This is a genomic window from Methanothrix harundinacea 6Ac, from assembly GCF_000235565.1.
Taxonomy (GTDB): Archaea; Halobacteriota; Methanosarcinia; order Methanotrichales; family Methanotrichaceae; genus Methanocrinis; species Methanocrinis harundinaceus.
Genome location: NC_017527.1, coordinates 2131716 through 2146214 on the forward strand (window position 1 = coordinate 2131716; position 14499 = coordinate 2146214).

Annotated in this window: 11 protein-coding genes and 1 pseudogene; 6 read left to right on the forward strand and 6 right to left on the reverse strand. The window is 65.4% G+C overall.

The genetic code is table 11. From position 1 onward, the window contains the following. Positions 1-82: 82 nt before the first annotated feature. The 4 genes and pseudogenes from MHAR_RS14215 to trpD all read right to left on the reverse strand — a co-directional run. Positions 83-205, reverse strand: a pseudogene (locus tag MHAR_RS14215) (anthranilate/aminodeoxychorismate synthase component II); the annotation flags it as partial. Next, positions 202-1722, reverse strand: a complete 1521-nt coding sequence (trpE, locus tag MHAR_RS10095) for an anthranilate synthase component I (protein ID WP_228369551.1) — start codon at positions 1720-1722, stop codon at positions 202-204. The pseudogene MHAR_RS14215 and the gene trpE, both read right to left, overlap by 4 nt. After that, the gene (locus MHAR_RS10100; RefSeq protein WP_014587513.1) at positions 1707-2348 is read right to left on the reverse strand and encodes a phosphoribosylanthranilate isomerase; all 642 of its coding nucleotides are present in this window, start codon (positions 2346-2348) and stop codon (positions 1707-1709) included. The genes trpE and MHAR_RS10100 overlap by 16 nt, the downstream gene beginning before the upstream one ends. Next, positions 2345-3370 carry an anthranilate phosphoribosyltransferase gene (gene trpD, locus MHAR_RS10105; RefSeq protein WP_014587514.1) on the reverse strand — a complete coding sequence of 342 codons (1026 nt, stop codon included), beginning with the start codon at positions 3368-3370 and terminating at the stop codon, positions 2345-2347. The genes MHAR_RS10100 and trpD overlap by 4 nt, the downstream gene beginning before the upstream one ends. A 199-nt stretch (positions 3371-3569) precedes the next feature. Between trpD and MHAR_RS10110 the strand changes: the two genes are divergently transcribed. After that, the gene (locus MHAR_RS10110; protein ID WP_014587515.1) at positions 3570-4457 is read left to right on the forward strand and encodes a DUF6612 family protein; all 888 of its coding nucleotides are present in this window, start codon (positions 3570-3572) and stop codon (positions 4455-4457) included. Positions 4458-4532: 75 nt separating this feature from the next. On the opposite strand, the gene MHAR_RS10115 is transcribed toward MHAR_RS10110, so the two are convergent. Both MHAR_RS10115 and MHAR_RS10120 read right to left on the reverse strand, forming a co-directional pair. After that, entirely contained in the window at positions 4533-6461 is a 1929-nt protein-coding gene (locus MHAR_RS10115) for an amylo-alpha-1,6-glucosidase (RefSeq protein WP_014587516.1), read from the reverse strand. After that, on the reverse strand, positions 6458-8074 hold the full coding sequence (locus tag MHAR_RS10120) for a glycoside hydrolase family 57 protein (protein WP_014587517.1): 1617 nt from the start codon (positions 8072-8074) through the stop codon (positions 6458-6460). The genes MHAR_RS10115 and MHAR_RS10120 overlap by 4 nt, the downstream gene beginning before the upstream one ends. A gap of 218 nt (positions 8075-8292) precedes the next feature. On the opposite strand from MHAR_RS10120, the gene MHAR_RS10125 reads away from it, so the two are divergent. From MHAR_RS10125 to MHAR_RS10145, 5 genes are all read left to right on the forward strand, one after another. After that, positions 8293-9588, forward strand: coding sequence for a GNAT family N-acetyltransferase (locus MHAR_RS10125; RefSeq protein ID WP_187287813.1), 1296 nt, complete (start codon positions 8293-8295; stop codon positions 9586-9588). A gap of 114 nt (positions 9589-9702) precedes the next feature. Next, a complete protein-coding gene (locus tag MHAR_RS10130) occupies positions 9703-10431 on the forward strand; it encodes an RAD55 family ATPase (RefSeq protein WP_143763389.1) in 729 nt (242 codons plus the stop codon). 23 nt (positions 10432-10454) lie between these two features. Further along, positions 10455-12293, forward strand: coding sequence for a glycogen synthase (locus MHAR_RS10135; protein ID WP_014587520.1), 1839 nt, complete (start codon positions 10455-10457; stop codon positions 12291-12293). Between the two features lie 4 nt (positions 12294-12297). Then, a complete protein-coding gene (locus MHAR_RS10140) occupies positions 12298-13524 on the forward strand; it encodes a glycosyltransferase family 4 protein (protein WP_014587521.1) in 1227 nt (408 codons plus the stop codon). Next, the gene (locus tag MHAR_RS10145; protein ID WP_014587522.1) at positions 13521-14483 is read left to right on the forward strand and encodes a galactose-1-phosphate uridylyltransferase; all 963 of its coding nucleotides are present in this window, start codon (positions 13521-13523) and stop codon (positions 14481-14483) included. Before MHAR_RS10140 ends, MHAR_RS10145 begins: the two co-directional genes overlap by 4 nt. Positions 14484-14499 lie beyond the last annotated feature (16 nt).

The following is a 14499-nucleotide window of genomic DNA, read 5'->3' on the forward strand; positions in this document are numbered from 1 at the left end:
AATGCAGCTTCCGATGTCCTGGGTTTGCGGGGTGGCCCGGCCCGGGGGAGATGACGATCCCCAGGGGGTCGATCTCCTTCACCTCGGCGACCTCAATCCTATTTGATGCCACCTCCGTCTCCGGATGGAACTGGGAGACGTAGTCGACGAGGTTCCAGACGAAGGAGTCCTGGTTGTCGATGAAGAGGATCGTCTCCTTGGTCACAGCCCCACCCCCAGGGCCCGCTTCATCGCCGCCATCTTCCTCTCCGTCTCCAGGAACTCCCGGTGGGGGTCGGAGTCGGCGACGATCCCCGCCCCCGCCTGGACGACGGCCAAGTCCCCTTCGAGGACGACGGAGCGGATGGCGATGGCGAAGTCGGCGGAGCCGTCGGAGGAGAAGTAGCCGACGCCGCCGCCGTAGATCCCCCTCTCCCGCCCCTCCAGGTCGTCGATGATCTCCATCGCCCGGAGCTTGGGCGCCCCCGAGAGGGTCCCCGCGGGGAAGATCGCCCGGGCGGCGTCGAAGGAGTCGCATCCCTCCCGGAGGGTACCCCGGACCGTCGTCTCGATGTGCTGGACGTGAGAGTACCGGAGGACGGCCATGAAATCCTCCACCTTTATCGAGCCCGCCTTCGAGACGGACCGGACGTCGTTTCTCCCGAGGTCTACGAGCATCACGTGCTCCGCCCTCTCCTTCTCGTCCTCCAGCATCTTCGCCGCGAGGAGGTCGTCCTCCTCCCGGCTCCCGCCCCGGGGGCACGTCCCGGCGATGGGGTTTGTCGTCACGACCCGGTCGGAGAGGCTGAAGAGGGTCTCGGGGGACGCCCCCACCAGGGAGTGGTCCCCGAACTCGAAGATGTAGGTGTAGGGGCTCGGGTTGATCTCCCGGAGCCTCCGGTATAGGACTACGGGGTCGGGCCTCCCGAGCCGGACCCTCGTCCTCCTGGAGAGGACCACCTGGAAGATGTCGCCGGCGAGGATGTGCTCTTTGGCCCTCCGGACCGACTCCTCAAAGGGGCCAGCGGGGTCCGCCTCCACCGATAGGGGATCGAGGTCTCCTGCCTGTGGCTCCCGGAGGTCCAGGTCCCCGAGATGGTCCGTCGCGGCAGAGGCGATCTCCTCGGGGTCCAACCCCGGGAGGAGGGGGGCGACGGCGAGGCAGACCTTCCCCGTCAGGTGGTCGAAGACGAAGCACTTATCGAAGATCCCGAAGACGGCATCGGGCTTATCGGAGGCCTTGGGCCGATCGATCCTCTCCGCGACGAGGTCGTAGGCGAGGTAGCCGATCCCTCCGCCGAGGAAGGCCTGCCTCCCGAACTTTGAGGGGCCCGTCCCGGCGGGGATGGCGGACCGGAGGAGGTCGAAGAGGTCTCTTTCGGGCCTGATCTCGCCGGAGATGCCGTATCCTCCGGGGCCGTCGATGACGGCGGAGGCGAGGAGCCTCCTCCTGAGGAGCTCTATCAGACCTCCGGCGCCGTCGAAGACCTGGACCTCAAACCTCCTCCCCCGGACTTTTACCACGGCGGCGGGGCTCGCCCCCACGAAGGAGAACCGGGCCCTCTGCCCCGACTTCTCGACGGACTCCAGGAGGAAGGGGTACCCCTCCCCCCGGAGGGCGGAGTAGAGGCTGAGGGGGGCCCGGGGGTCGAGGAGGGATGTCACCTCGAAGAGCCTCGGGAGAGGGCCGATCTCCGGGGACGAACCCCCATCGGCGGGGAAGGACCTCACCGCGGAGGGCAACTCCTCACCCCCCTGAGGAAGGCGGCTATCTTCGCCGGGTCCTTCCTCCCTCCGGTCTCGACCCCGGAGGAGACGTCGACGGCGTAGGGGCCGACGGCCCTTATCGCTTCAGCGACGTTCTCGGGCGATAGACCCCCCGCCAGGATGACGGGGGCGCCGACCTTCTTCACAAGTTCGGCGGTGAGGTTCCAGTCGTGGACAGTCCCGGTCCCGCCGAGCTTTCCCCCCTCGTGGCTGTCGACGAGGAGGGCGTCGGCGACCCCGGCGAGCCTCCGGGCCTCCTCCAGGGCCCCGGCCCTCGCCGGGACCGTCGCCACGAGCTTTGCGGGGACCATCTCCCGGAGGGCCGCTAGATCCTCGAAGCCGAGGGTCCCGTTCACCTGGAGGACCTCGGCTCCCGTATCGAGGGCGAGGCTCGCCGCCTCCGCCGCGGATTTTGGCTCCACCACGATGACGCTGGAGACGAAGGGGGGTAGCCCCCCGATGAGGCTCTTCGCCTCCTTTCGCCCGATCGACCTCCTCGACCGGGATATCTCCACCACGAAGCCGACGGCGTCGGCTCCCGAGGCGACGGCGGCGTCCCTGGCCCCGGGGTCCCTGATCCCGCAGATCTTCGCCCTGGTCATAGGAACCGCTCCAGCCTCTCGGGGCTGCCGCAGGAGGCGACGAGCCTCTTTAGGGTCGTGAGGGCCCGCCCCGAGTCGATCGACTCCTCGGCCATCCTCGCGCCGTCGAAGAGAGACTCCGCGATCCCGGCGACGTAGAGGGCAGCCCCCGAGTTCATGGCCACGACGTCCCTTCCGGGGCCCTTCGCCCCCGAGAGGATCTCGACGAGCCGCCCGGCGTTCTCCTCGGGGCTCCCCCCCCGGATCTCCTCGATCCGGGCCAGGGGGTAGCCGAACTCCTGAGGGGTGACGGTGTAGCTTTTGAGGGCGCCCCGATCCAGCTCGGAGATCCGGGTCGGGCCGGTGTTGGTGATCTCGTCGAGGCCGGAGCCGTGGACTACCAACGCCCTCTCCGTCCCCAGGATCTTGAGGGCGAGGGCGAGCTTATCGCAGAGGCGGGGGTCGTAGACCCCCATCACCTGGAACGGCGCCCCCGCGGGGTTGGTGAGGGGGCCGAGGATGTTGAAGACCGTCCTCGTGGCTAGCTCCCTCCGGATGGAGGCGACCCGCTTCATGGAGGGGTGGAAGACGGGGGCGAGCATGAACCCGATCCCCAGGGTCTCGATCGCCTGGCAGACCCGCTCGGGGCCGGGGGCGACCTCCACCCCCAGCTCCGCCAGGACGTTGGCGGAGCCGCAGGCGGAGCTGACGGCGTAGTTTCCGTGCTTTGCTACAAAGGCGCCAGAGGAGGCGGCGACTATGGCAGCGGCGGTGCTGACGTTGATGGTGTTCGTCCCGTCGCCCCCGGTCCCGCAGGTGTCGACGAGGGGGCCCGGTACCCGGGGCCTGATCCTCACCCCTCCGGCCCTCATAGCCCTCGCCAGCCCCGCGATCTCCGAGACCGCCTCTCCCTTCATCTTCAGGGCGACGAGGAGCGCCCCGATCTGGGCGTCCGTCGCCCCGTTGAAGACCTCACCGAGGAGAGCCTCCGCCTCCGAGACGGATAGGTCCCTCCCCTCCAAGACCTGTTGGAGATGCTTCATATAATCACCATGATGTATGATTTTGTACTATAATGTCTTAATATCGGCGTTGTATATAAAGATTGTCCATTCCCGCCTCCGGGGCCGGGCTTCGGGTCAGAAGGATGGGGAGGGGAGGATGAGAGGGGATCCTCGCTTTTGGGAGGCGCTCGAGCCGAACGATACCATGAAATAGTCCCCCGGAGAGAGGGCCTCCCGCATGAAGAAACTATTACTGTTATTGGCCCTGGTCGCCGTAGCCTTCTCCGGCTGCGTCGAGGAGACGCCGAGCGCGGAGGAGCTTAAGGCGATGATGATCGAGTCGGTAGGGAAGGTCGAGACCGCCGCCTTCGCCGTGGATGCGGATCAGAAGATAAAGCTCGTCAACCTCCAGGAGACGAACAGATCCCTGAGGACGATCAACTTCGAGACGAGGTCCGAGGGGGAGGGGGTGATGAACGTATCGGCCCGGCGGCTGAAGATGGCGATGACCACCACCACCAGCACCGATGAACTCGGAGAGGTCGTCTCGGAGATGGAGATGTACATGGAGAACGACACCATCTACACCAAGATCGACGGCAACTGGACGAGGATGCCAGGGATGCCGCCGGAGATGTGGGACCAGCAGAACCAGGTGAAGACCCAGGCGGAACTCCTCAACGCCTCCGAGATCGAGTTCATCGGCTCAGAGAAGGTCGGCGGGATCGATGCCTACAAGGTGAGAGTGGTGCCGGATATGGAGACCTTCACCCAGATCCTGAGCCAGCAGGTCGGATCCCTCCCGATCTACGCCATGAACCTCACCGACATCTTCGAGGAGAGCGAGATGGAGTGGACGACCTGGATCTCCAAGGACTCCGCCCTCCCCCTGAAGAGCGATGTTTCCCTGGACATGACGATCACCTCTGATATGATGAACCTCCCCGGCGGGGAGAGCCCGGAGATCGAGATGGAGGTCGAGTCCGAATCGACGGTGACCTACTCCCGGTACAACGAGCCGATCGTCATTGAGGTGCCCGAGGAGGCCCTCGCCGCCCCCTCCTGGCTCGACCTTCTGATGGCTATGATGATCCCCCAGCCCTCGGAAGGGGCGATCCCGGAGTAGATGTATCAGGGCGGGCCGCCCCGCCCCCCTCCGGCGGGGCCTGAACGGCGGTCCGGGAAGAGGAGGGGGCAGGGGTCAGACCTTCGGACCCCTCGCCCCGCCCAGAACCGCCTCGTTCCACGCCCTCATCACCTCGCCGACGGACCAGGCCTGGGTGATGCAGCCTCCGGGCCGGTGGGGCCCGTCGCCGTCGAAGACCTCGCAGATCGTCCCGACGCCGATCTGCCCCTCCAGGTCGATGAGGGGCCGGAGAAGCTCCCCGGCCGCCTCCCTCTCCTTCTTCGTATTGCCGCCCGCCCGGAGGCGGGCGGTGATGTAAGGCCCCATCAGCCAGGGCCAGACCGTCCCCTGGTGGTAGGCCCGATCCCTCTCGGCGGGGCCGCCCTCGTACCGCCCCAGGTAGGCCGGATCCCTCGGCGATAGGGTCCGCAGGCCGTAGGGGGTGAGGAGCTCCTCCGTCGCCGTCTCGACGACGCCCCGGACCATGGAGGCGTCGAGGGGGGTGAAGGGGAGGGAGGCGGCTATCACCTGGTTTGGCCTGATGGCGGGGTCGATCCCGTCGATCAGGTCGTATAGACAGCCCTCCTCCGGGTTCCAGAACTTCGAGTAGCTCTCGCCGACCCGCTCCGCCAGATCGGGGTAGACCACCTCCTCCGCCACCTCGTCGCCGAGCCTCTCGGTGAAGAGCTCCATCACCTTCAGACCGTTGTACCAGAGGGCGTTGATCTCACAGGCCTTCCCCGCCCGGGGGGTGACGAACTCCTCCCCCACCTTCGCGTCCATCCAGGTGAGGCCGGGCTTGGAGGCGATGAGGCCGTCCCCGTCGGAGTAAGATCCTGGGGTCTCCCCGGCGTAACGGCGGCAGATCGCCCGGAGGGTGGGGAGGAGCTGGCGAACCAGTTCCAGGTCCCCCGAGTAAGACCAGTACTTGTATACAGCCCAGAAGAACCAGAGGGCTGCGTCGATGGTGTTGTACCCCTCGGCCCCGAAGTCGTTGGGGAGGAGGCCGTCCTTCATCGCCCCGGCGAAGGTGGCGAGGACCGTCCCGGCGTCCTCGAACCTCCCGGTGGTGAGGAGGAGGCCGGGGAGGGCGATCATGGCGTCCCTCCCCCAGTCGTTGAACCAGGGGTACCCGGCTATGATGCTCTTGCCGTCGCCCCTCCGGACGAGGAACTGGTCGGCGCCGGCGGCGAGGACGCCTGACCGCGGATCTCCGCCCGCCGCAAGGAGCCTGTTGACCCTATCCTCCTCCCGGACCAGAAGGGCCCCGGCCCCCGCCGGGGAGCTCCGGTGGAGGGAGGCGATGATGCTGAAGGAGAGGCGGCCGTCGACCTCCGCCTCGAACCTCCCGGGGGAGAAGGCGTCCTCCCGCCACTGTAGCCCCCTCCGCCTCTCGACCTCGTACTCCAGGCTGTGGTACCAGAGATCCTCCCGGAGGTAGCGGGCCCCGTCGGATACTATGGAGAAGTCGCAATCCGACCGGAGGCGGACGCCCCCACCGGGCCCCTCGACCGAGAGGCGCGACTGGTCCATGGGAGGGGCGCCGGAGGCGACGTGGAAGGAGCGGCAGCTGACGAGGGGGACAGCCCTGAAGAGGCCGACCCCCTCGATATCGTATCTGATGACGGTGGTGTTCTCGCCGTAGACCATGAAGACCCTCTTTTCTACTTCCATCCCCTCGGTCCGATAGAGGAAGGTCGGGACCGGATACCTCCGGAACTCCTGGAGGTGGCGGAAGCCCTGGGGGTATATCGTCCCGGGGTACTGGTGGCAGGCTAGGTGGCAGCTGACCCCGTCGGCGATCAGCTCCTCGTCTATGGAGGAGAGGAGGAGGGTCCTTCCGGTCGGGGGGGTCAGGGCCGCCACCAGGAGGCCGTGGTAGGATCGGGTGTTCGCCGCGATGACCGTCGAGGAGGCGTACCCTCCGAGGCCGTTGGTGACGAGCCACTCCCGCTCCGAGCCCTCCTGATAGCTCTTCGGTCTGATAGAGAGGTCGAAGCTCATCTCCTCTTCCTCCCGCTCCGGTCGATCGGCTCCATCGCCCCGCCGCCCCCAGAAGCCCCGGGGCGGCCGCCGGGGGAGCTCTCCACCATCCTACCCTCCTCCGGGCGAGCGAGGCCGCCCTCCACCCGGAGGGGGCCGGCCCCCCTGACCGCCTCCGCCGCCGCCTCCAGGAGGGCGGCCCGGAGGGGGTCGCCCCGGAGGCCTTCGGCCCGCTCGAGCCCCTCGGCTAGGGCGGGGTCGGCGAGGCTCTCCCGGGCCCAGGCGGAGAGGTCCCCCCGCCTCGCGTGGTACTCTAGGGCCTCTCTTTCCACCCGCTCGAAGGCCTCGGCGAGCCCCCTCGGCCCCCAGACGACGTCGCCGGTGAACTGGTCGATCCCGGTCGAGAAGAGGAAGGGGTCGTCAGCGGCGGAGGCCCACGACTTCACCCGGTGGTGGAGGTCGGCGAGGACGGCGAAGAAGGTGACGGCGGCGTCATAGGGGTTGCCGTAGGGGCTGAAGTAGTTGTGGACCTCCCCGGGGGCGCCGCCGTGGGTGAAGGCGTAGTAGAGGTGGTCGGAGATGCCGAGGGTCCTCCAGATCTCCAGAAGCCGCCGGTCCCCGCTCTCCTTTATCGGCCCCTCAAGCCTCCGGTGGTAGGAGTAGCAGGCCCACTGGAGGGCGTTTCCGAGCCAGCAGCTGGTGTCCCTCTCGATGTCCGCCCAGGAGGTGGTCCTGGGGACGGAGAGGGTCTGGAGGGGGGGGTGGTCCCGGACGACGTCGCTGGGGGTCGCAAACCGGAGGTGATCCCACCGGAGGATCTTCCTTGGAAGGTGCCTGAGAAACTCGAAGATCCCGGTGTCCGCCCACTGGTGCTCTCCGAAGGTCTCGTAGTCGCAGAAGATGTTGACGCAGTCGCCGACCTTCGCCGCGATCCAGGAGGCGTACTTCTCGGCGGTGAGGGGGTACTCCTTCCACCACCGGGCGGAGAACCGAAAACCCATGTCGTCGGTGATCTGATAGTCCCGTAAGAGAAGCGAGATCCGGTCGCACCCCTCAGGCCGATAGACCCAGTTGGGATGGGCGACGATCCCCTCGGCGAAGATCCCGGCGTAGCCCATCCCCTCGACGATCTTCGCGATCCGGTCGTCGTATAGCAGCTCCGTATTCTCGAAGATCCGGGGCCTGGTGCCGAAGGCGTCCCAGACCCGCTCCCGGTGCATCCTCACCTGCTCGGCAAACTCTCTGCCGTCCTCATAGAGGCTCGCGAGGGAGTGGTGGTAGGTCTGCTCTAAAACCTCCACCATCCCCGTATCGACGAGCCTTGCGAAGGAGTCGAGGACCTCGGGGTTGTACCTCTCGGCCTGGTCGAGGAAGACCCCCGAGAAGCTGTAGGCGGCCTTGAAGGGCCGCTCGGAGTCCCGGTGCCTCTCGATCTCCTCGAGGATCACCTGGTTTGCCGGAAGGTAGCACTTCTCGGCGACCCGGTCGAATATCCGCCGGTTCTCCGGATCGTCGAAGTAGAAGTCGGATAGCAGGTCTCGCTCGATCCTCCTCATGGGCGATCCGGACCAGAAGAAGTCCCTCCGGAGCCTCAGGGGCTGGTGGACCTCAAAGCAGAGGCAGACGTCGGTCATGAGGCCTCACCGGTACCGGCAGCGTCTTCGTCGGCATCTAGAAAACCTGAGCGGGACGTGAGGGGCGGGATCGATGACATGATCATATATTGGCCATCAAGTTCAATAAATATTTGTTCGACGAGCCTCGGATAAATGCCGGCTCGGAAGGAGGCCTTCAATCGGCGGAATATTCAAGGTGGATGATGGACATCAAAAATTGCGAGGTAATCGATTCCATGAACTCAAAGTACAGAATAAGACGGGCCGAGTCTCCCGACGACGCCGGAAAGCTCCGCCATCATTTCGACAGAATCTTTCTTCCCGAGGAGGTGGGAGAGTTCGCCGAGACGGTATTCTCCCACCTTCCGGGGATGAAGAACGAACGCTGGTTCATCGCCGTCGAAGAGGAGACGGGAGAGATCGCCTCGGCCTTCGCCCTCATCCCCTGGACCTGGGAGATGGCGGGAATAAGGCTCAAAGTCGCCGAGATGGGGATCGTCGGAACGGGAGAGGGACACCGGAACAGGGGCCTCATGAGGCTCCTGTACCGGGAGTTCGAGGCGACCCTCGCTGAGGAGGGGTTCGACCTCGCCGTCGTCCAGGGGATACCGGGATTTTATCGCCGCTTCGGATATTATTACTCGATCCCCCTGGAGCCCCACATCGACATCCCCCTCCATCTCGTCCCCTATTCGACCGGCGAAGGAGACGAAGACGGCGGAGCCTACGACTTCCGGCTTGCCGAGGAGGGCGACATACCCTTCCTCCTGGGGGAGGACGAAGGGTATCGAAGATCGAACTTCATCTCCGTCTTCAGGGACGGAGCCCACTGGAAGTATCTTCTGACCTACAGCCCGAAGATCGCTTGCGGCTCGGAGTTCTGGATCATGGAAGGGCGAGAGAGGGAAGAGAGATGCTACTTTCGGATCTCCCGGCAGGGCTTCGGAGCGGGGCTCATCGTGAGCGAGGTCAGCGAGGGGATATCCGACGACGCCCTGACGAACCTTTTCGCCTTCTGCAAGAAGATGTGCGCAGAGCGAAATAAGCCGTACATCCGGCTGAACCTCGCCGTGGAGTCGACCGCAGCGAAGACCGCCATCTCCTTCGGGGCGTCGGTGGGGAGGCCCTACGCCTGGCAGATAAAGATCCCGGATCGGGGAAGGTTCCTCGGAAAAATCGCCCCCGTCCTGGAGGCGCGGCTGAAGAAGAGCAGCCTTGCGGGCTTCACCGGGACCTTGCGCCTCGACCTTTATTGCGAACAGATCGATCTCTGCTGGTCTGAAGGGAGGCTCGAATCCGTCACCTCGGGGAGGGGAGGAGAATGCGAGAAGGCCTTCTTCATTCCAGAAGACCTCTTCGCTCCGCTGGTCCTCGGCCATCGGACCTGGCGAGAGCTCCAGGACATCCGGCCCGACCTCTTCCCGGCGATGATGTACGTAGGACCGGGGGTGGATTCGGCCTCGGATAAGACCGTTCGCCTCATCGACGCCCTCTTCCCGGCCGAGAGGTCGTGGGTCTATGAGCAGTACTGAGCGACCGAGATGAGAAGATCGCCGGCTTAGGGGCCGGTGGAGACGAAAATCTTTCGCCCTTCACCGATAAAAATAATTACTCTCGGTCGAATAAGGACTCTCGGAGGGAAAAAAGTGGACGAATCATCAAAATCTTACGAGAAGGTCCCTTCGGGGATCCCCGGCTTCGACGACCTGGTGAACGGGGGCTTTCACCGGAGGACCGTCAACACCGTCACGGGGTCCTCGGGGACGGGCAAGACCGTCTTCGCATCCCAGTTCATCCACGAGGGGATCAAGAACGGCGAGAAGGGGATGATCATCATGCCCTCGGAGAGCGCCGAGTACCTGAAGCGGGAGCTCCACTCCTCCTTCCGGTGGGACTTCTGGAAGCTGGAGGAGGAGGGAAAGCTAGTCATCGTCGACGTCACCGACCCCGTCCTGAGGCTCCAGAAGAGCATCGAGACCGACCCCGTCGAGTTTCTGATAAATTTTAGAAAGCTTGTCGACAAGAAGGTCCGGGAGGAGAAGCCCCAGAGGGTCCTCATCGATGACCTGATGGCCTTCTTCACCGCCGTCGAGTCCCCCTTCGTCATGAGGTCCCTCGCCGACGACCTCTTCGGCGACCTCCGGTCTCTGGGGGTGACGGCAGTGATCACCATAGGCGAGGCCTTCGGGATGACCCAGATCATGGAGTACGGGGCGGACTCCTGCACCATCCTCAAGAGGGAGAGGATAGGAAACAACATGGTCCGATCGATCTACATCATGAAGATGAGGGGCTCCAGGATATCGAACAGCATCCGGGTCCTGGACATATCCGACGAGGGGATGGCGGTCTCGACCCTATCGCCCTATCCGTAGACGTCAGCGAGGAGGGATTCGTCATGATAAAGCGCTGGATAGTCCTGGCGGGGGAGGAGGGAGGGCCCGTCTGCAACAAGATGGGCGGGATATGGGACGTCATCGACGCCGAGGCGAGGACCCTGGCGAGGCTCGCCGCCAGGAAGGAGATCGAGTGCGACCTCAAGATCCTCGTCGCCGGCCCCTACTACCCGACCGCCGGGGCGGACTGGAACAAGGGGAAGGCGAGGGTCACCGACGTCTCGGGGCTCGACGCCCTCGATATGAACGACGAGCTCACATCCGCCCTCGACCAGCTCAAGGCCGAGGGGATCGATGTCGTGGCTGCCCAGACGGAGGTGGCTGGCGTCCCCATCGGCTACCTCCTCTTCAACACCGCCTACTACGACTCGATCATCAAGACTCTGTACGGGACGAAGATGACCCTCGCGAACGCCATCAAGGCCGAGGCGTGGCAGCTCTCGAGGCTCGACTCGATGCAGTTTGAACGGGCCCCCTACGGACCGGAGTACACCCACTACCTAGGCCTCTCCTACGCCGTCTCCCAGTTCGTCCACTACCTCGTATCCCTGGGGGAGGAGAGGGCGAAGAAGTACGGGGACGAGGCGATCTCGGAGTTCGCGAGGTCGGTGATGCCGAAGATGCGGGTATCCCTCCACTGCCACGAGTTTCCCACCTTCTACGCCCTGGCGCGGCTGAAGTGCCTCGGCGTCCCCGTCCGGACGATGGCCACCCTCCACGCCACGGTGCCGGGGAGGTCCTCCGGTTACAGGTCCCTGGAGAAGGTGGCGAAGAACGACGGCACCTGGGACCCAAACGTCCCGGTGGGGATGGCAACCCTCGAGTCCCTGGCGAAGTACGCCGACGTCGTCTCCTTCGTCGGCGACTCGACGATGAGGGAGGCGATGCTCTTTCACAAACTGAACGGGATCGTCATAAGAAACGGGATCGAGCTGGACGTCAGACGGATCGACTGGGATAAGAAGAACGCCTGCCGGAGGAAGATCCAGAGGTTCCTCTCGGAGGGGCTCCACCGGGTCTACGGCGGGGAGGTGATCGACCCGGAGGAGATTCTTCCCGTCTTCACCATATCGAGGCTAGAGCTCGAGAACAAGGGCTACCCCCAGCTCCTCGACTCCCTCCTCCTCCAGAACCACCTCTTAAGACACCGGAGGATGGACCACAGGTTCGCCGAGAAGATGAGGGTCGTCTGCCTCCTCATCACCTCCCACGGCCCGAAGTCCAAGGAGAAGCTCCCCGAGGATTTCCCCATCGACCTCCCCGCCGAGGTCCTGGTGGGGGAGGAGATCAGGCTGAACAAGATGATCCGGGACCTAGGGATCGATGCCGGAAACCTCGCCGCCGGGAGGAGACAGGTCTCCGCCATCCTCTACCCCCAGTGGGCGGGCCCCGACGACGGCGGGATGAGGATGGGGGTCGACGAGATCATGGCAGGGTGCGTCGCCGGGATATTCCCCTCCCAGTACGAGCCCTTCCTCCTCACCGGCCTCGAGGCCGGGCGCGAGGGGACCCCCAGCATCGTCAGCCGGGCCTGCGGCTTCAGCGATGCCCTGAAGAAGGTGGAGCGGCTGGTCACCGGCCTGGGGGGGGTCGTCGTCGTCGACAACATCGAGGCGTCCCTCCAGGAGATGATCCTCGACTACGCCCTCGCCCTCGACTACTTCACCTGGACCTACCTCGAAGACCAGGTGAAGTACCGGCTCCTCTGCGAGGAGTCCTTCGCCCTGGCGAAGCTGATGAACTGGACCGAGCCGGTCCTGGAGTACTACAAGAACCTGATGGTCAGCTCGGAGCTGGACAAGTGCATGCCTCCCGAGATTAGAGGCTTCGACGTTGGGTGATTCTATGAAGATAGCTTACTATAGCCTCGAGTTCCCCCCCCGGATCTTCGGGGGGCTCGGCGTCTACGCCGACTCCATATCGAAGGAGCTGGCATCCCTCGGCCAGGAGATCTCCGTCTTCACCATGGGGGACGGCTCCCTCAAGAGGCGGGAGAAGGCCCGAGGAATATCCGTCTTCCGGGAGACGCCGGCGCCGATGAGGGACGGCTGGGAGCCCTTCATCTCCGACCGGACCCGCGCCTGGGGGGAGGGGGTGGACTTCCTCTTCGACCTTTTGAGCTACAACCAGCTTGCCGTCGCCTCCCTGAGGGAGAACGGCCCCTTCGACCTCGCCGTCGCCCACGACTGGCTCGGCCTCCCCGGCGGCCTAGCGGCGAAGAGGGTCCTGGGGGTCCCCCTCATCTTCCACGTCCACAGCCTGGAGGTGGGGAGGGAGACGGCCCCAAACCCCCAGATCGTCGACCTGGAGCTGAAGGGCGCCGGCCTCGCCGACGGGGTGATCACCGTCTCCAAGGCGATGAAGGAGCAGCTCTCCGGCCTCGGGGTCCCGGAGGATAAGATCGAGGTCTCTTACCACGGCGTCGAGCCTGAGGTCTTCAGCCCCTCGGCGACGAAGAGGAGGAGGATCGAGGAGCTCCAGGAGCGGTACTCCCTAAAGGAGGAGGACGAGGTGATCCTCTTCGTCGGGAGGCTCGAGCCGGTGAAGGGGGTGATCCCCCTCCTGGAGGCGATGCCGAAGGTCCTCCAGGAGCACCCTCGGGCGAAGCTCCTCGTCGTCGGGAAGGGAACCCTGGAGGGGAGGGTCAGGTCGATGGCGGAGGCCCTCGGCGGATCGGTGAAGGTCGTCACCGACTTTCTCGACCTGGAGTCGAAGATCCACCACTACGCCCTCGCCGACCTCTGCGTCTTCCCGAGCCTCTACGAACCCTTCGGGATCGTGGGGGTCGAGGCCGCCGCCATGGAGCGGCCGGCGGTGGTGGGCGCCAGCGGCGTCTCCGGCCTCCGGGAGATCGTCGACGACCCCTCTGCCGAGAGGCCGACCGGCGTCCACGTAAACCCGAGAGACCCCGGCGACATCGCCTGGGGGATCAACCTGGTCCTCGACGACCCCGAGAGGAGGAGGGAGTGGGGGAGGAACGGCAGGGCCAAGTGCCTGAGGATATTCAACTGGCCCAGGGCCGCGAGGGAGACCCTGGAGATCTACGAGAAGGTGATCTCATCCCGGAGATGAGGCGCCACTACTTCCTCGAGGAGTACTGCATCATCGCCGCCGAGAGGAAAAAGAGGCCCTCCGACTTCCGCCGCGAGAGGGGGAGGGAGAGGTCAGACCCGAAGACCTGCCCCTTCTGCCCCGGAAACGAGGAGATGACCCCGCCCGCGGTCGCCGCCTACACCGTCGACGGCGTCGGTCCCGACGGGGTCGAGAGGGTCAGGGACTGGTGGGCCCGGTCCTTTCCAAACCTATATCCGGCGGTGACGGCGGACCCGGAGCCGCCGACGAGGGAGTGGGTTGCGGACCGCGCCCGGGGGTTCCACGAGGTGATCATCGAGTCCCCGGACCACGACGCCGACCCATCGGAGTTCAGCCGCCAGGAGCTCGAGCGGCTCGTCACCATCTACAGGGATAGATACGCATCCCACATCGCCGATCCGGGGGTGGGGTACGTCTCGATCTTCAAGAACTGGGGGCGGGTGGCGGGGGCCTCCCTCAGCCACACCCACTCCCAGCTCGTCGCCCTGCCAATCGTCCCCCCGGCCCTCCTGAGGGAGCTGGAGGCGATCGGAAGGTCCCCGAGATGCCCCTACTGCAGCCTCGTCGAGCGGGAGGCCGCCTCGGATAGGCTGATCTTCGAGAACGGCCGGTTCGTCCTCATCGCCCCCTTCTTCTCGGAGGCCCCCTACGAGACCTGGATCCTCCCCAAGGGGCACGCCCCGTCCCTGGAGGGGCTCGACCCCCGGGGGCTCGAGGATCTGGCCGAGGCGCTGGGGGAGGCGCTCCGGAGGCAGGACAGGCTCCTCTCGGGCCCCGCCTACAACTATACCATCCGCCAGCTCCCTGACCGCCGCTACCACTTAAACCTCAGGATCCACCCGGCGATATCCGCCCTCGCCGGCTTTGAGAGGAACACCGGGATCTTCATCAACTCCGTCCCCCCCGAGGCTGCGGCCCGGGAGCTTCGGGAGGCCTGAGGTCCTCCTGCGGCCC

Excerpts from the sequence above, each read along its gene's own strand:
- MHAR_RS10100 (WP_014587513.1), bottom strand. The coding sequence starts at position 2,348 with ATGACCAGGGCGAAGATCTGCGGGATCAGGGACCCCGGGGCCAGGGAC.
- trpD (WP_014587514.1), bottom strand. The coding sequence starts at position 3,370 with ATGAAGCATCTCCAACAGGTCTTGGAGGGGAGGGACCTATCCGTCTCG.
- MHAR_RS10110 (WP_014587515.1), top strand. The coding sequence starts at position 3,570 with ATGAAGAAACTATTACTGTTATTGGCCCTGGTCGCCGTAGCCTTCTCC.
- MHAR_RS10115 (WP_014587516.1), bottom strand. The coding sequence starts at position 6,461 with ATGAGCTTCGACCTCTCTATCAGACCGAAGAGCTATCAGGAGGGCTCG.
- MHAR_RS10120 (WP_014587517.1), bottom strand. The coding sequence starts at position 8,074 with ATGACCGACGTCTGCCTCTGCTTTGAGGTCCACCAGCCCCTGAGGCTC.
- MHAR_RS10125 (WP_187287813.1), top strand. The coding sequence starts at position 8,293 with ATGAACTCAAAGTACAGAATAAGACGGGCCGAGTCTCCCGACGACGCC.
- MHAR_RS10135 (WP_014587520.1), top strand. The coding sequence starts at position 10,455 with ATGATAAAGCGCTGGATAGTCCTGGCGGGGGAGGAGGGAGGGCCCGTC.
- MHAR_RS10140 (WP_014587521.1), top strand. The coding sequence starts at position 12,298 with ATGAAGATAGCTTACTATAGCCTCGAGTTCCCCCCCCGGATCTTCGGG.
- MHAR_RS10145 (WP_014587522.1), top strand. The coding sequence starts at position 13,521 with ATGAGGCGCCACTACTTCCTCGAGGAGTACTGCATCATCGCCGCCGAG.